The sequence below is a fragment of the Sporolactobacillus kofuensis genome (assembly GCF_024125425.1).
GTDB classification, from domain to species: domain Bacteria; phylum Bacillota; class Bacilli; order Bacillales; family Sporolactobacillaceae; genus Sporolactobacillus; species Sporolactobacillus kofuensis.
Genome location: NZ_JAMXWN010000007.1, coordinates 88,955 through 105,228, shown reverse-complemented (window position 1 = coordinate 105,228; position 16,274 = coordinate 88,955). Strand labels below are relative to the sequence as shown.

Here is a 16,274-nt window from a genome sequence, read left to right as displayed (position 1 = left end):
ACACAGGTCATTTATCCAATCATGGGTGGTGATTTTAAAAAGGTAATCGTAAAGGTAGAACCCTTACCTGGCGTACTGGTCACATGGATTGTTCCTCCATGTGCCTCTACGAGATGCTTGACAATGGCAAGTCCTAGCCCTGTTCCACCGGAATCTCGGCTTCTTGCTTTATCGACACGGTAAAAGCGTTCAAAAATCCGTGGAATTTGTTCGGCCTCAATACCGATGCCCGTATCGGAAATGATGAGCTGAACATCCTGTTCATGTTCTTGAATGGAAAGCGTGACTGTTCCATTCTCAGGTGTATAGGCAATGGCATTCGTAATCAAGTTAATCATAATCTGTCGAATACGAAATGCATCACCCAATACAATGCCATCACTGCCATTTTTGCGTACGATTTTAATATTCTTCGTCGTGACCTTTTCTTTGAAAATCAACAACACATTGTCGAGAAGCTCTCTCAATGAAACTTGCACCCAATGGAGTTCAAAATGTTCCCGCTCAATTTTTGAGAGTTCGAGTAAATCCGTGATCAAGCTCTGAAGTCGTTGGCCCTCATGAAGCATAATTTGGAGAAACTGCTCTTCTAGATCTTTATCATCGCGAGCACCATCAAGAAGTGTTTCTGTAAAACCGATTAATGATGTGACTGGGGTCTTCAGCTCATGAGATACATTGGCGACAAAGTCTCTGCGCGTGTTCTCTAGCTTCTTTATTTCAGTAATGTCATGAAAGACAACCACAATGCCCCTGACTCTATGATGCTTATTAATAATCGGCGCACAAGAGACATCAAAGTGTTTCCGTTCAATACCTACCGTGAGATGCAACTGCTGAGCTAGTTTTTTCTTCGAATCAAAGACTTCATCGATCATTTGACGCACATTTTCGTACGGGATCACCTCATGGTAATCAGCCAACTCCCAATGCGCTGCAGGAGTATGAAAATCATCTTTGAATGTTTGGTTTACGTAGTTAATGCGCCCGCTGCCATCGACAAAGATCAAGCCATTACCAATATTTTCAATAAGTGTGGACATACTATCCTGTTGACGCCGATACGAACGGCTGAGTTCATGCATTGCATCTGAAACGCGATTCATCGCTAAGTTTAATCGTAACACGCTTTCGCGTTTGACATGATCCGATGCAATCATGTTATATGAACCTTCAAGAAGATTTTCTGCCATGCGTGAAGCAAAGCGAATCGGTTTGGCATAGGAACGTACCAAGTAATCTCTATAAAGAAGGAGAGCGATCCCCCCAATGATAATAAAGAAATAGATAAGACTTAGACCGATAATGACCGTTTTTTTGCCCTCAATTTGCACATAACCGACTGTTTTTTGATCTGCTTGTAGTGGAGCTATGTATCTCAGATGATCATTGACCTGATGGATGCCAATGGATTGGTGAAGTTTCGTATTTTGCATCCCCGTTGAATCATAGAGAAGTTGTCGTTCACGATTATAGATCGTGACTTTTACGTCACCTTTTTTTGAAAAATGAATCAGTCCCGCATTTTCACGATCAATCTGTAATCGTCCGTCTCGAACAACAAAAGATTCAATCCAATTCTTACGTTCATCCATCATTTGCTGATCTTGATGAAGCAGGGCTATTTGTATTACTTCGTTTGAAACAAAAACCACGAAGAATAAGCCGGCGATCACAAATCCCCAGCGCATCCATATTTTTCTGTCAAGCCTTTGGTTCTTCAAGTTTATAGCCCAACCCTCTGACGGTTTTAATGTATAAAGGTTTTCGTGTCACATCTTCAATTTTGTCACGAAGATGGCTCACATGAACATCAACAATTCGAGTGTCTCCGGCAAAATCATAATTCCATACTGCATTTAACAGTTGTTCTCTGGTTAAGACTCTGCCTTTGTGCTTCATTAAATAAACCAAGAGTTCAAATTCTTTCGGCGTCAAAACCATTTCTTCATTTTTAAAAGTCGCTTCGAAGTTGTTTGGATAGACTTTCAGGTCACCAATCGTCAAAACCTCATGCTGTTCTTGTTTACCCAAATCCGTTCTTCGCAAGATCGCCTTCACCCGAGCAACTACCTCTCGCGGACTAAATGGCTTTGTCATGTAATCATCAGCGCCTAGTTCGAGACCGAGTATTTTATCGAGTTCATCATCTTTGGCAGTCAACATGAGAATGGGAATAAAGGATTGTTCTTGTCGCAGTTGTTTACAAACATCCATGCCATCCATTTCCGGCAACATCAAATCAAGAACCATCAAATCAGGTCGCGATTCTTTGGCGAGCCGAAGAGCATCCGTCCCCTTAGTCGCCGTGAGCACATCATAACCGGCTTTTTTTAAATTGAATGAGAGCAATGTAACAATAGATGGCTCATCATCCACAACCAGTATTTTTTTTGCCATGGCTCACACCCCCTGCTTTTCTCTATATCTTATCATAACAATTTTTGGTTGAAGATACAGCAATACGTGTTTTTGAGTATGTGATAAGCTTTTCTTGATTGTGAGGCTTTCAGTGCTCGCTTGCCGCAGGCGATCCGTGAGCCTCCTCATACATACGTGTGATCTTCGGGGTCTCACTTGGCTCGCAATTTCCGCAGGCGTCTCGCACTACGCCTTACGATGCACCTAATCCCTCCGAGAAACTTTTTACACAGACGTTCTTGATCATCCAAACCGACCGGAAATGTAATCCGCTGTACTTTTCTTCTCCGGATTCGTAAACAACGTTTTCGTCTTACCAAATTCAATTAGTTCACCTTGATAAAAAAATGCTGTGTAATCAGCAATACGCGCAGCTTGTTGCATATTGTGCGTGACAATAACAATCGTATAACTGTTCTTGAGTTCAAGCAGTAATTCTTCAATCTTTGCACTCGATACGGGATCGAGTGCAGAAGTTGGTTCATCAAGCAAGATTACATCTGGTTTCAAAGCAAGCGCCCGAGCAATGCAAAGACGCTGTTGTTGTCCACCGGATAAACCCAGTGCTGATCGATCCAGTCGGTCTTTTACTTCATCCCAAAGTCCAACTTGTTTTAAGCAGTCTTCAGTGACTTGATTCAATGTCTTTTTATTTCTCACCCCTGCAAATCGTAAAGGCAATTGAATATTTTCACTGATCGATTTTGGAAATGGGTTCGGTTGTTGAAAAACCATACCGATTTCTTTGCGCAGTTGAACAACATCCACTTTAGGATTTAAAATATTAACATCTTTATAGAGAAGACTTCCTTCACATCTCGCTCCCGGAATAAGGTCATTCATCCGATTGATCGTGCGAATAAAAGTTGATTTTCCACAGCCTGATGGACCGATAAGTGCTGTAATCGATTTTTCATGAATAGGAAGGTTCACATCTTTAACCGCATGATTCTCTCCATAATAGATATTTACATTTTCCACGCTAATTTGAACCGGCATTTCTTCAACATCAACAGTATTATTAAATGAAACTATATTTTTTTCCATCTGTATCATTTTAATTCCTCCTCATTTACTTGCCAGAAAACTTTTGGTTAATCATCTTACCTAATGCACGCGCAAACAGGTTGAAAAGCAAGACGCAGACGACAAGAACAGCGGCTGATCCATTGGCAATTCTTGACACATCCGGCATGATTCCCCCTGTATTGACCGCCCAAATATGAACGGAAAGTGTTTCAGCAGACCGAAACAAGTTAAGCGGAGAATTTGGTGAAATCGGATTCCAATTACTAAAATTCAGATCCGGTGTAGAAAGACCTGCTGTGAATAATAATGCGGCTGATTCACCAAAGACACGGCCTGCTGATAAGATAATACCCGTTAATATGCTTGGAAAAGCAGCGGGAAGCAAAATCGTCTTAATCGTATGCCAGTGTGTCAAACCGAGAGCCAAACCGCCTTCTTTCTGATGAAGCGATAAAGCTCGGAATCCATCCTCGGTCACACGAACAATGACTGGTAAGTTGAATACGGTTAGGGCAAGTGCTCCGGAGATTACAGAAAATCTAAAGCCGAAATAATTAACAAAAATAAGCATACCGAACATCCCGACAACAATTGAGGGGAGAGAAGCTAAGACTTCGACACAGGTTCTTATAAAAGATGTTAATCGTCCAGGCTTTGCATATTCAGCTAGATAAATGCCTCCACTCACACCAATTGGAATGGTAAGAATCATGGTAATGATGAGAACATAGAATGAGTTCCAGAGTTGGTCTTTGATTCCGCCTCCTGCAAGAAAAGGACTCGCTGATGTCGTCAGAAATTGCCATGAAATGTTGGTCACACCTTTAAATAGAATGTAACTTAACAGCGAAACGAGTATACCTGCCATGACCGCAGCACATAAAATGATGACCGACAATGCAATCCGATTGGTGACTTTGCTGCTCATCATGCATTCCTCCTTCTTGACAAGAAACGAATAATAACGATAAACACATAAGAAATCAATAAGAGTAGAAATCCAAGTGACCATAGTGCATCATTCAACACACTGCCCATGGTCGAGTGGCCCATGCTCAAAGTGATAATGGTAGTCAACGTCGCCGATGGATCAAAAATCGATCCTGGTAATTTGGTGACATTACCAATGACCATCTGTACAGCAAGTGCTTCACCAAAAGCACGAGACATACCAAGGACAATAGCTGTGACCAAACTTGATCCGGCTGCTGGAATAACCACCCGCCATATTGTTTGCCATTTGGTTGCTCCAATGGCATACGATGCTTGTCGTAACGAGTCTGGGACTGCGCGAATACTATCTGCGGCTATACTTGCAACTGTTGGCAGAATCATAATGCCGACAACGATCGCACCTGCAAGTAAGTTAAACCCGGAACCGCCAAAATGTTGACGCATAAAGGGAACAATAATAGACAAACCAATTAGCCCATATACCACTGAGGGTATGCCGACAAGGATTTCAATCACTGGTTGCATGACTTTCGTTCCCCATTTTTTTGCCAACTCGGCCATAAAGATTGCCGTGCCGATTGCAATCGGAGTCGCAATCAGAGCCGCTAAAAATGTTACTGCCATTGAACCAAAGATAAATGGGAACGCACCGTATGAGGGGTTTACTGTGCGATCCGGATACCATTGTGTTCCTGTAATAAACGTCCAAAAGTTTAGGTGATCAACAACAAATGCACGAAGACCCTGGATCATCAAAAATAATGTAATCGCAATGACTGCCACAATCATAAGCAAAGCGCTGCTGTAAATGAACATTTTTCCCCGTGTCTCGCTTGCTCGATCCGTCAATCGCCAAAGCAAACCTTTCTCGTTTATCAGCTTTGCATTGTTGTCTAACCGTGATGCCGGATCAGCGGTGGCTATTTTGCTGATTTTCATCCTCACACCTCATTTACATGCCTATATGACGGTGAGCGGGCGTTCACACTTTTCCCGCTAAACCGTCATTAGGCTTTTGTCATTATTTATTTAATGCCTATTTGATAGGCAACTTATTTATCTGTTTGTTTTCCAGTTGCATCGCGTTGAACTTTCATGTCTTTCACGGAAAGGTAACCTTGAGCCGGTACATCTTTGCCTTGTACAGCATCACTCATCATGAAGTCGATGAATGCTTTAACCAGCTTAGAAGGTTTACTCTTCGTGTACATGTGTTCATAAGCCCATACAGGGAATTCACCGGTAGCAACAGTTTTCTCAGTTGCTTCAACGCCATCAAGTGAGAGTTTCACAACGGATTTGTCGTTAGCAGTAAAGTAGGAAAGTGCCATATACCCTACAGCTCCCGGAGTTTCCGCGATGATCTTCTTAACTGTATTGGTTGAATCCTGTGTGATTCCTTCTGCCGGGGTTTTATTGTCAAGAGCAAATTGATCGAATGTTGCGCGTGTACCAGAACCATCCGGACGATTTACAAGCGTGATCTTCTGATTTTTACCGCCAACTTCTTTCCAGTTCTTCACTTTGCCCGTGAACACTGCTTGTAAGTCTTTCTTCGACAGGTTCTTAACGCCAGCCTTAGGATTGACAGCTGCAGTCATACCGACAACTGCTACTTGATAATCTTTCAGTGCTTTTGCATCAATGTTCGTTTTGCTTTCAGCGAAGACATCCGACATACCAATATCAAAATTTCCTGCTTGAGCTTCGCTTAATCCAGTACCACTACCGCCGCCTTGAACCTCAATTTGAACATTAGGATTCTTTTCCATGAATTCTTTTGCTGCTTGAGCTGCAAGTGGTTGCAAAGCAGTTGAACCACCGATGGTGATTTTTCCGGATAAAGCTTCGGATGAACTTGAATCTGACTTAGAAGAACTGCTGCCCGCTGAGCCGTTTCCGTTTCCACAGCCACTAAGAATGAGTGTTAATGAAAGTACGAAAGCCAGACCAATCGCAAGCAAGTTTTTCTTTTTCATAAGAAAATTTCCCCCTCAGAATGTTGAGTCACCTTATTACACTTATAATAATAAGGCTCGTTTTTTAAATGGATATAAACGAATTGTAAAGGTTTTGTAAAGACGGATTTTGTCGAGAAGATTTATTTACTACATAGGGTTTGCATGCCCCACTCTGTTCATGCATCAAATCAACAAACTTTGTAGCAAAAAAAAGGAGAGAAGGCGTTGAGCCTTCTCTCCTTTTTCCTGTCTTATTAAGTGCTCTTTATTTTGAACAATTGATCACATTTACATATTCTCGATCAATGTATCAGCGAAAACTGAACAGTTCACTTCAGTTGCGCCTTCCATAAGTCTGGCGAAGTCATAGGTAACGACTTTACTTGAAATGGTTTTTTCGATGGCATTAATGATTAGTTTTGCCGGTTCATACCACTTTAGGTGTTCGAACATTAACACGCCGGATAGAATAACTGATGAAGGGTTAACCTTATCTAGCCCTGCATATTTCGGGGCAGTTCCGTGTGTTGCTTCAAATAACGCAATACCTGTTTCATAGTTAATATTTGCACCAGGAGCAATACCGATCCCGCCGACCTGCGCTGCGAGCGCATCTGAAATATAATCCCCATCAAGATTCATTGTTGCCACAACATCATATTCATTTGGCCTTGTGAGAATCTGTTGCAAGAAATTGTCTGCAATCGCATCTTTAATTAATACTTTACCATCAGCGATCGCTTGCTGTTGGGCCTTGTCTGCAGCATCCTTTCCCTGTTCTGCAGTAATCTGATCATATTGTTTCCATGAAAAGGTTTGTTCAGGAAATTCCCTTTCAGCCAATGCGTAGCCCCAATTTTTAAAAGCGCCTTCTGTAAACTTCATAATATTTCCTTTATGAACAAGCGTCACACTTTGTCGACCTTCATTAATCGCATACTGGATAGCCGCACGAACCAAACGTTCTGTGCCTTCCTTTGAAACAGGCTTGACGCCGATTCCCGATGTCTCTGGGAAGCGAATCTTTCTGACTTTCATTTCATTCTGTAGAAAATCGATGACTTTCTTTGCTTCTGCTGATCCGGATTCAAATTCGATGCCGGCGTAGATATCTTCGGTATTTTCTCGGAAAATGACCATATCCACTAATTCCGGATGTTTCACTGGAGAAGGGACGCCTTCGAAATAACGAACCGGACGTAAGCAGGTAAATAAGTCTAACTGTTGACGCAGCGCAACATTTAATGATCGAATTCCTCCACCAACCGGTGTTGTCAGTGGTCCTTTTATAGCGATCACATATTTTTTAATTGCATCGATTGTCTCAGAAGGAAGCCACTCCCCGGTAAGATCAAAAGCTTTCTGGCCTGTTAATACCTCTTTCCAAACGATTTTCTTTTCACCACGATATGCCTTTTCGACTGCAGCATCAAAAACACGTGAGGCGGCATGCCAAATGTCAGGTCCAATCCCGTCGCCTTCGATATAAGGGATAATCGGATAATTGGGTACGTTAAGTACGCCATGTTCTACTGTAATTTGTTCACCTTGTGCCACGATGTGTACCTCCAGACCTTTATTAGGACTAATGATTTGAAAAACGTTTTGAAGCTCTCAACTTGATTTTTGCTCGTGTACTGTCAATCTTCTTCTCAGGGATCATCGCTGTTGCACGGGAAGAAGTCGTCGTAAGCGAGGACCATTATATTCCGCACGTGGTCGGATCAGTCGATTATCATTGTACTGTTCGAGAATATGCGCTGCCCATCCTGATGTTCTGCTTATGGCGAACACTGGTGTGAACAGGTCATGATCAATGCCTAAACTATCATAAAGTGTTGCAGAGTAAAAATCAGTATTTGGCAACAAGCCTTTTTTCTCTTTCATTAGTTTCTCAATCTTTTGTGATAGTTCAAATAGATGCATATCTCCGTTCATTTCGCTAATCGCTCTTGCCATAGATTTCAGAATTCGTGCACGCGGATCACCATTTTTATACACCCGATGTCCAAATCCCATTATTTTCTTTTTATTCTCAAGCGCATTTAAAATGTAATCATCCACCCACTCAATGGACCCGATTTCTTCAAGCATACGCATGACTTGTTCGTTCGCACCGCCATGCAGAGGTCCCTTTAGCGCACCAATCGCAGATGTAATTCCTGAGTACATATCCGAAAGTGTGGCCACACAGACACGAGCGGTAAATGTTGAAGCATTCAACTCATGATCTGCATGCAAAATGAGCGCTTTGTCAAACATTCCTGATTCTAAGTTGTTGGGTATCCGACCATTCAACATATACAAAAAGTTCGCGGCAAAAGTTAATTTCGGATTTGGTGCTATCGGATCTAGCCCTTTCCGAATACGTGCAAAGCCTGCAACTATTGTCGCTATGCTTGCCTGTATACGGATGGCTTTCGCGCGATTTGATGCCTTATCCATCTGTTCCGCATCAGGATCATAAATGCCTAACGTTGATATGGCCGACCGTAAAACTGCCATAGGGTGTACATGTTCTAATGGACTATTACGCATAGAATCAAAAAGTTGTTCAGGAACATTCGCATTTTCAGCAAGATCTTTTTTTAATGATGCAAGTTGATCGGCAGTAGGCAACTCGCCGTTCCATAACAAATAAACCGTTTCTTCAAATGTCGACTGTTCGGTTAAATCTTGAATACTGTATCCTCGATAAGTCAGTACATCATCTTTGATTGAACTGATCGCTGAGGTTGTTGCAACAACGCCTTCTAATCCCCTCGTCGCTGTCAAATCGATTCCCTCCCAGAAACGCTACCTATTGCTTATAAACGTCAGGTTTATTATCCACTGATTTTAGAAACGTTTTCAACTATGGCTTAAATCAATGTCGCAAATTTCAATCCGGCCCTATCTTCTTTATAGTGACACCTGAAAGAAGCAACCATTAATTTGATTATATCCGCAAGTTCGTACTTTGTGAAATTTTACACCATTGTTCTTTGAAGCGATCATCTACTCATATATTAGAATTCTTCGCATAGGTTTAGTGATAAGGTGGGATGACGCTATGAATTCAAGAGAATTACAACCAATTATCGTCGTATTATTAATCATCATGCGTATCCTTATCGTTCTGGCAATCACTGCCTGTATTTTACTTATAGTATTTCTTTCCGTCCGATACGCCCTCCCATTTCTCATCGCCTGTGTCCTTGCATTTTTAATCAATCCGATCGTTATTTTTATCGAAAAAAAAATAGGGCTTCCTCGTGGGGCAGCCTCATTTGTCGTTCTGTTTTCCTTTTTCTCGTTATCGATTGGGATACTACTCTTTACCGCAATTGCCCTTATTAAGGGTGTATCTTCATACTCACGATCCATACCGAGTGAAATTCAAGTACTCCTTGGCGATTTGCAAACTTTTTTCTTTTCCCATCTCGTTCCTTCTTGGGAACAAGCCATGCATATTTTTTCCGGTATGCCGGACAGCCAGCAGAAAGCGATTCAATTAAATATTGAAAGCATCGCAGGTACGCTCGTAGATATGATTAATGACCTTGCAACACAGCTTCTAACAAACCTCACGCAATTCGTGACGACCATTCCCGACACCCTAATCTCAGCAGCTTTCATCTTTCTTGCCGCTTTTTTTCTCTCAAAAGATTCCGAGCAGATCAAATCACGATTCCTTACCTTCTCAACTCGCTCAGTAGTTGGGAAGACAATGAATTCAGTATTTATCCAATTGAAAAAAACATGCTTCGGTTTTGTACGAGCTCAATTCATCCTGATTATGATGACTATGGGTCTTGTTTACATCGGACTGCTCGTCATGAAAGTCCCACACCCATTCACCATTGCCTTAATCACTGGCATTGTCGATCTCATCCCTTATTTAGGTACCGGAGCTATTTTCATTCCATGGATTATTTATCAATTTTTTATGCACCATTATTTCTTGACTATTAGTTTGTCGAGCCTATATATCGCCACAATTATTCAACGGCAATTAATGGAACCAAAAATCATGTCTTCCAATATTGGACTCGATCCATTCGCTTCACTTGTCTCTATTTATTTCGGTTTCCGCTGGCTTGGCATTGCTGGTCTTGTCATCGGTCCAATCACACTCGTCATTATTAAGACGCTCTATACTGCTGGCACATGGCATATTATCTGGTTCTATATTCTTGGCAAAAAGACTTAATCTGAAGTCACTTTTTGAAAGAGCGAAAGAAAAATTGACTCTGACTAAACCATTTACGCAGAAAGCGCCTTATCCGAATCACAAATGCAACCCTCAACACAGGGATCAACAATAAAATGCCGATGCAATCACTAATGAGTCCAGGCAGACATAAAAGCAACCCGCCCAGTAAAAGACATGCACCATCAAGTACTGAGTCACTTGGGATTTGTCTTTGCATAAATGCATCGCGAATCCTTTGCACAATCACAAACCCTTGCCGTTTTACCATCCATATGCCAAAAAGAGCAGACAGCAGGACAATAATGATCAGATTTAACCCACCAATTAAATGTCCAACATAAATGAACAGGCAAACTTCCAATAATGCATAGAGCATCAAAAAGATCAGCATCTTCCTTAACAAGAAATTACACTCCTCTCAGAAATCAATCTAATCCTGCTGCTTCAACAATAATGGCATGAAGCTTAGGGTATGTTCTTCGAATCGACACCGGGCGAATGGACAAATCCGTCCAGCAGTGCGTGCTTTTTCCATCTACTAACAATTTTCGATCTGATTCCCTGAAAATTTTATATGTAAAACTCATTTTTATGCTGTCATAGGAAGCGAGCGAAGTTTCGACAACAACAGTATCATCATAATAGGCCGGCGAGTGATAATGAACCTCGACGCCAAGCACGGGCATCATCAAACCCTCTTCTTCAATTTTTCGATAAGAGAGTCCGATTTGCCGAACCCAATCTGTTCTGGCAACTTCAAACCAGTTAATATACTGGCTATGGTGAACAATTCCCATTTTGTCCGTTTCATTATATCTTGCAACAATTTTCGTCTTAGCTATTTTCATCTCTAGAATCACTCCGGTATTAAAAATTTAAGAGAAGGCGTTGATACGCCTTCTCTTATCATAAATGATGAAACTATAGAATTAAAATGAAACGCTAAAGATGAGACAAATTCTATTTATCTTGATTATGCTTGTGTCAAGTTTTCACCAACAGCATGTATTCTCATAATATTTGTCTTACCAGATGCTGCAACTGGAAGTCCGGCAGTAATCACAACAAGATCTCCATCTTTAACAAGTCCCGTTTTCTTACCGCTATTAACAGCAATTTCGAACATTTCGTCAGTCGTTTTTGCAAGTTCACTCATCACTGGAGTAACACCCCAAGCAAGGCACAATTTGTGAGCTACGCGTTCAGAGTTTGTTACGGCAACGATCGGTGCTTTCGGACGGTAGTGAGATACGACACGTGCGGTATAACCACTCACCGTAGCAGTAATGATCGCGCCAACTTCAAGGTTCAATGCAGTATGAGCAACAGCTTCACCAATGGCAGCAGTTACGGTTGGTTCGCTGGAGTCGCTCAATTTCTTTAGAATGCCCTTGTAATCCAGTGCGGATTCAGCTTTAAGCGCGATGTTACTCATTGTTGTCACCGCTTCAACCGGCCATTTTCCGGAAGCAGACTCACCAGAAAGCATGATAGCGTCCGTACCGTCAAAGATCGCATTTGCAACGTCGCTAGCTTCAGCGCGTGTACAACGAGGGTTGCGAATCATAGAGTCAAGCATCTGTGTTGCTGTAATAACCGTCTTGCCAACCTTATTGCACATTTTAATCAAGCGCTTCTGAACGAGCGGAACATCTTCCGGTGGGATTTCCACGCCAAGATCACCACGTGCAATCATAATTCCATCGGAAACTTCAAGAATTTCTTCAATGTTATCTACAGCTTCTTGGCTTTCGATCTTAGGGAAGATATGAACGTCTTCTGCACCGTGTTCTTTACACAGGTTACGGATATCAATGACGTCAGATGCATGACGAACAAAAGAAGCAGCAATGAAATCAATGCCTTCGCCAATACCGAAAACAATGTCATCTGCATCTTTTTCTGTCATACCCGGTAATTTGATGCTGACATTAGGTACAATAATTCCCTTCTTGCTTTTCAATACGCCTGTATTCAAAATCTTGTTATGGATGAGTCCTGCTTCTTTGTCGATGCCTGTTACTTCAAGCTCGACTAAACCATCGTCAATGAGGATTTTAGAACCAACCTTTACATCATTAATTAATTCAGAATAAGTGATAGAGAACTTTTCAGCCGTCCCAGCAACTTCATTTGTAGAGATATCTACTGATTTGCCTTCTTCCAGTAATACTTCCGGAGTTGCCATGTCATGGGTACGGATTTCCGGACCTTTTGTATCAAGCAAAATACCGATTGTTTTTCCAGTGATTTCCATAGCTTTTCTTAGATTGAGAACTTTATTATGATGCTCTTCATGATCACCGTGTGAGAAGTTGAAACGTGCAACATTCATTCCTGCGTTGATCATTTTTACGAGCGTTTCAACCGTATCACTTGCAGGTCCCAGTGTACAAACAATTTTTGTCTTTTTCATCGAGTTGTTCCCTCCAGCTTTTATATGGATAATTCTTTTGCTAACTGATACAGATCTTTATTAAATACATGTTTTTTCGTGAGCAGATCAAGAATATCATGTGCTACGATTTGATTATTTTGAATGGCAATCATTTTTCCCTTCTCACCATTCAGTAATAATTCAACAGCTTTATTTCCCATACGAGCTGCCAATACCCGATCAAAAGCAGATGGTGCACCGCCACGCTGAACATGTCCGAGAACAGTCACACGAGTATCCATATTGGCTCTGGCTTTTATCGCTTTGGCTACTTCATCCGCACTGCCGACGCCTTCTGCCACAATGATAATATTGTGCTTTTTCCCGCGTTCTATGCCACGGTTCAGACGTTCAACGATTGTATCTAATTCTTCTTTTGTTTCGGGAATGAGAATTGATTCAGCACCATCAGCTAGTCCTGCCCACATGGCAAGATCACCACAGCCGCGGCCCATAACCTCTACAATAAAGCGGCGTTCATGTGATGTAGCCGTATCACGAATCTTATCAATTGCATCGATAATCGTGTTCAATGCGGTATCAAATCCCAAAGTGAAATCAGTGCCTGGAATATCATTATCAATCGTGCCTGGGATTCCGATCGTTGGGAAACCTAACTGTGTCAGTTTGACTCCGCCCATGAAAGACCCGTCGCCTCCTATAACGACTAGCCCCTCGATGCCAAACTTCTTCAGCTGTTCAATGGCGATTGCTCGGCCTTCTTCAGTCTTAAATTCCTCACAGCGGGCCGTATAAAGAATTGTCCCCCCACGTTGAACAATATCCCCCACATCAGAAACTTCCAATTGTTTGATGTTTCCGGTAATTAATCCCTTATACCCATGATAAATTCCGTACACTTCCACACCACGATAAATCGCCGATCTTACAACAGATCGAACGGCAGCATTCATACCTGGCGCGTCACCACCGCTCGTTAATACACCAATCTTTTTCATCATAACAATCACCCCATCTTAGAGCCCCTACTTAAAGGGAATTCGAAAAGAATTTGAAAAATCACCTATAAATCACAGTGCCCACTAGATTCGACCTTAGTATGTATCTCGCAGTTGCTCACTACATACTGCGGAAGAAAAACTTATGCCCATGCTACCCTTGATCTTGTTGGTTTTTTTCTCTTTTTCGAACAGGAATTCTTATTGCCTTTCTGATGAATACGAAAACGCTGATTGATTGGTTTTCTCTTGAATCCTGTCATAATTGCCGATTGCACGATACTTAGCGAGTCGCTGCTCACGAACTTGTTCAGTGGTTAATTGACTTAATTCAGTCAACGATTCAACAAGTGCATGATCAATGATGTTCGCCTGTTCTTTCGGATTGTGATGAGCGCCGCCCAAAACCTCCGGAATCAGTTTATCAATTATGCCAAGATTTTTCAAATCGGATCCGGTTATTTTCATCGTCCGAGCTGCTTCTTCCGCTTTTCCTGCATCTTTCCACAATAAAGCTGCTGCGCCTTCAGGGGATATAACCGAATACCACGAATTTTCCAGCATAAGTATTTGATTACCTACGCCAATTGCTAAAGCACCGCCACTTGCACCTTCACCGATCACCACACAAATCACAGGTACAGACAACCATGACATTTCAAAAAGATTTCTTGCAATTGCTTCACTCTGGCCACGTTCTTCTGCTGCTTTACCAGGAAACGCACCCTTTGTGTCAATAAAGGTAATAATTGGGCGATGAAACTTGTCCGCTTGTTTCATCAGTCGAAGTGCTTTTCGATATCCTTCCGGATGAGGACTACCAAAGTTTCGCATAATATTTTCTTTAGTATCACGTCCACGTTGCTCGCCGATGATCGTCACCGGATGACCATGAAACTTTGCAATTCCTCCGACAATAGCTGGGTCATCCCCGTATAACCGATCTCCATGACATTCAACAAAATCAGAGAACAGCATAGGAATATAATCCAATGTTGTCGGCCTTGTCAGTTTTCTTGCGATTCGAACACGCTCCCAAGGTGTCATGTTCCCATAGGTCTCTTTTTCAAGAGTGATCAGCCGCTCTTGGAGACGGTTCAACTCATCGGAAAGATCAATATTTTTCTCATCCATGAACTGTTTCAGTTCAGCAATTTTCCCTTTAAGTTCCAAGATTGGCTTTTCAAAATCTAGTTCCGGTCCCATCCAGAGACACCTCCTTCAGCATGAATCGACAGTACCTGTCCAAGGACAGTTCTTAATTCAGACCGAGGGACGACTTGATCGATCTGTCCATGCTTCAATAGAAATTCAGCGGTTTGAAAATCATCCGGTAATTCCTCGCCAATGGTCTGCTCAATAATTCTTCGTCCTGCGAACCCAATTAAAGCACCGGGTTCTGCAAAATTGTAATCACCAAGTGAGGCAAAGCTTGCCGATACCCCTCCTGTTGTCGGATGGGTCATAATTGATATATAAAGACCGCCATGTTCACTGAAGCCTTTTAACGCAGCACTTGTCTTTGCCATTTGCATCAGGCTAAGCACACCTTCCTGCATGCGTGCACCGCCAGAAGCGGAAAAAATGATAACAGGTATGCTGTTCTTATCCGCATAGTCAATCAATCGAGTAATTTTTTCACCGACGACCGAACCCATGCTGCCCATTCGAAATCCTTTATCCATTACGGCAACAGCGCAATCATAGCCTTCGATTTGACCTTTACCTGTCCAAACCGCTTCATTTAGATTCGTTTTCTTTCGATCAGACTCCAGCTTATTCATATAATTCGGAAACTGAAGTGGATTTAAAGAAATCATGTCCTTGTCGAATTCCATATATGATCCTTCGTCAAAAAGCATTTCTGCGCGTTCATGAGCACCTATAGGGTAATGATACCCACATGACTGGCAAACAAACAAATGCTTCTGCAACTCTTTGACATACATGATCTTCTTACACTTTGGACATTTACGAACGATGCCTTCGGGAACATCTTGTCTTGCTTTTACGGATGGAACCGTAGCATACTTTTTTTTCTTAATAAAAAAGTCCTTCATCAAGTATATCACCCTCTTACTTTGTCAAAGCCAGATTTTTCACCCGTATCACAACATGTCATTAATTCTTCACTTATAATTCATGTAATTGTCGATTGTTCACGCGAACGCTCGAATAACTCAGAAATATATTTCTTATTTTAAAAATGAATGCTTTCTCCTATTTCTCAGTAACTACAGGTTCACTTTAAACATGTGCTTTCGTCTACTGGGCCTGTTTCTTCTGGTTCCACAAAAATTCCAAACTTCATTATTATA

14 protein-coding genes and 1 pseudogene are annotated in these 16,274 nt (G+C 41.8%); 1 reads left to right on the top strand and 14 read right to left on the bottom strand.

The features are described 5' to 3' along the window. Positions 1-11 precede the first annotated feature (11 nt). The 8 genes from pnpS to citZ all read right to left on the bottom strand — a co-directional run bounded on the left by pnpS (position 12) and on the right by citZ (position 9,140). Positions 12-1,724, bottom strand: a complete 1,713-nt coding sequence (gene pnpS / locus NIE32_RS07475; RefSeq protein ID WP_253054417.1) for a two-component system histidine kinase PnpS — start codon at positions 1,722-1,724, stop codon at positions 12-14. Further along, a complete protein-coding gene (locus NIE32_RS07470; protein ID WP_253054415.1) occupies positions 1,705-2,400 on the bottom strand; it encodes a response regulator transcription factor in 696 nt (231 codons plus the stop codon). The genes pnpS and NIE32_RS07470 overlap by 20 nt, the downstream gene beginning before the upstream one ends. Before the next feature lie 264 nt (positions 2,401-2,664). Further along, entirely contained in the window at positions 2,665-3,468 is an 804-nt protein-coding gene (gene pstB, locus NIE32_RS07465; protein ID WP_253054514.1) for a phosphate ABC transporter ATP-binding protein PstB, read from the bottom strand. Between the two features lie 25 nt (positions 3,469-3,493). After that, on the bottom strand, positions 3,494-4,378 hold the full coding sequence (gene pstA / locus NIE32_RS07460; RefSeq protein ID WP_253054512.1) for a phosphate ABC transporter permease PstA: 885 nt from the start codon (positions 4,376-4,378) through the stop codon (positions 3,494-3,496). After that, positions 4,378-5,343 (bottom strand): phosphate ABC transporter permease subunit PstC, encoded by a 966-nt coding sequence (gene pstC / locus NIE32_RS07455; protein WP_253054413.1) that lies wholly within the window; start codon positions 5,341-5,343, stop codon positions 4,378-4,380. The genes pstA and pstC overlap by 1 nt, the downstream gene beginning before the upstream one ends. 113 nt (positions 5,344-5,456) lie before the next feature. Further along, a complete protein-coding gene (locus NIE32_RS07450) occupies positions 5,457-6,383 on the bottom strand; it encodes a phosphate ABC transporter substrate-binding protein (RefSeq protein WP_253054412.1) in 927 nt (308 codons plus the stop codon). 270 nt (positions 6,384-6,653) lie between these two features. Next, the gene (gene icd / locus NIE32_RS07445) at positions 6,654-7,922 is read right to left on the bottom strand and encodes an NADP-dependent isocitrate dehydrogenase (RefSeq protein ID WP_253054410.1); all 1,269 of its coding nucleotides are present in this window, start codon (positions 7,920-7,922) and stop codon (positions 6,654-6,656) included. 102 nt (positions 7,923-8,024) lie between these two features. Continuing rightward, a complete protein-coding gene (gene citZ / locus NIE32_RS07440; protein ID WP_253054408.1) occupies positions 8,025-9,140 on the bottom strand; it encodes a citrate synthase in 1,116 nt (371 codons plus the stop codon). A 277-nt stretch (positions 9,141-9,417) separates the two neighbouring features. Here citZ and ytvI point away from each other — a divergent pair, with 277 nt between their 5' ends. Beyond that, the gene (gene ytvI / locus NIE32_RS07435; protein ID WP_253054407.1) at positions 9,418-10,557 is read left to right on the top strand and encodes a sporulation integral membrane protein YtvI; all 1,140 of its coding nucleotides are present in this window, start codon (positions 9,418-9,420) and stop codon (positions 10,555-10,557) included. A gap of 7 nt (positions 10,558-10,564) precedes the next feature. Here ytvI and NIE32_RS07430 read toward each other — a convergent pair whose 3' ends face one another. The 6 genes and pseudogenes from NIE32_RS07430 to accD all read right to left on the bottom strand — a co-directional run bounded on the left by NIE32_RS07430 (position 10,565) and on the right by accD (position 16,019). Next, positions 10,565-10,963 (bottom strand): FxsA family protein, encoded by a 399-nt coding sequence (locus NIE32_RS07430; RefSeq protein ID WP_253054405.1) that lies wholly within the window; start codon positions 10,961-10,963, stop codon positions 10,565-10,567. A 22-nt stretch (positions 10,964-10,985) separates the two neighbouring features. After that, positions 10,986-11,408, bottom strand: coding sequence for an acyl-CoA thioesterase (locus NIE32_RS07425; protein ID WP_253054403.1), 423 nt, complete (start codon positions 11,406-11,408; stop codon positions 10,986-10,988). 131 nt (positions 11,409-11,539) lie between these two features. Next, positions 11,540-12,976 (bottom strand): annotated as a pseudogene (pyk, locus tag NIE32_RS07420) (pyruvate kinase); the annotation flags it as partial. A gap of 20 nt (positions 12,977-12,996) precedes the next feature. After that, positions 12,997-13,956: a 6-phosphofructokinase gene (pfkA, locus tag NIE32_RS07415; protein ID WP_253054510.1), complete on the bottom strand. Its 960-nt coding sequence runs from the start codon at positions 13,954-13,956 to the stop codon at positions 12,997-12,999. Between the two features lie 201 nt (positions 13,957-14,157). Beyond that, on the bottom strand, positions 14,158-15,162 hold the full coding sequence (accA, locus tag NIE32_RS07410; protein WP_253054401.1) for an acetyl-CoA carboxylase carboxyl transferase subunit alpha: 1,005 nt from the start codon (positions 15,160-15,162) through the stop codon (positions 14,158-14,160). Next, positions 15,147-16,019 carry an acetyl-CoA carboxylase, carboxyltransferase subunit beta gene (gene accD / locus NIE32_RS07405; RefSeq protein ID WP_253054399.1) on the bottom strand — a complete coding sequence of 291 codons (873 nt, stop codon included), beginning with the start codon at positions 16,017-16,019 and terminating at the stop codon, positions 15,147-15,149. Before accD ends, accA begins: the two co-directional genes overlap by 16 nt. Positions 16,020-16,274: the final 255 nt, after the last annotated feature.

What these genes read in the sequence shown, in the direction of transcription:
- NIE32_RS07470 (WP_253054415.1), bottom strand. Translation starts at nt 2,400, where the DNA reads ATGGCAAAAAAAATACTGGTTGTGGATGATGAGCCATCTATTGTTACA.
- pstB (WP_253054514.1), bottom strand. Translation starts at nt 3,468, where the DNA reads ATGGAAAAAAATATAGTTTCATTTAATAATACTGTTGATGTTGAAGAA.
- pstA (WP_253054512.1), bottom strand. Translation starts at nt 4,378, where the DNA reads ATGAGCAGCAAAGTCACCAATCGGATTGCATTGTCGGTCATCATTTTA.
- pstC (WP_253054413.1), bottom strand. Translation starts at nt 5,343, where the DNA reads ATGAAAATCAGCAAAATAGCCACCGCTGATCCGGCATCACGGTTAGAC.
- NIE32_RS07450 (WP_253054412.1), bottom strand. Translation starts at nt 6,383, where the DNA reads ATGAAAAAGAAAAACTTGCTTGCGATTGGTCTGGCTTTCGTACTTTCA.
- ytvI (WP_253054407.1), top strand. Translation starts at nt 9,418, where the DNA reads ATGAATTCAAGAGAATTACAACCAATTATCGTCGTATTATTAATCATC.
- NIE32_RS07425 (WP_253054403.1), bottom strand. Translation starts at nt 11,408, where the DNA reads ATGAAAATAGCTAAGACGAAAATTGTTGCAAGATATAATGAAACGGAC.
- pfkA (WP_253054510.1), bottom strand. Translation starts at nt 13,956, where the DNA reads ATGAAAAAGATTGGTGTATTAACGAGCGGTGGTGACGCGCCAGGTATG.
- accA (WP_253054401.1), bottom strand. Translation starts at nt 15,162, where the DNA reads ATGGGACCGGAACTAGATTTTGAAAAGCCAATCTTGGAACTTAAAGGG.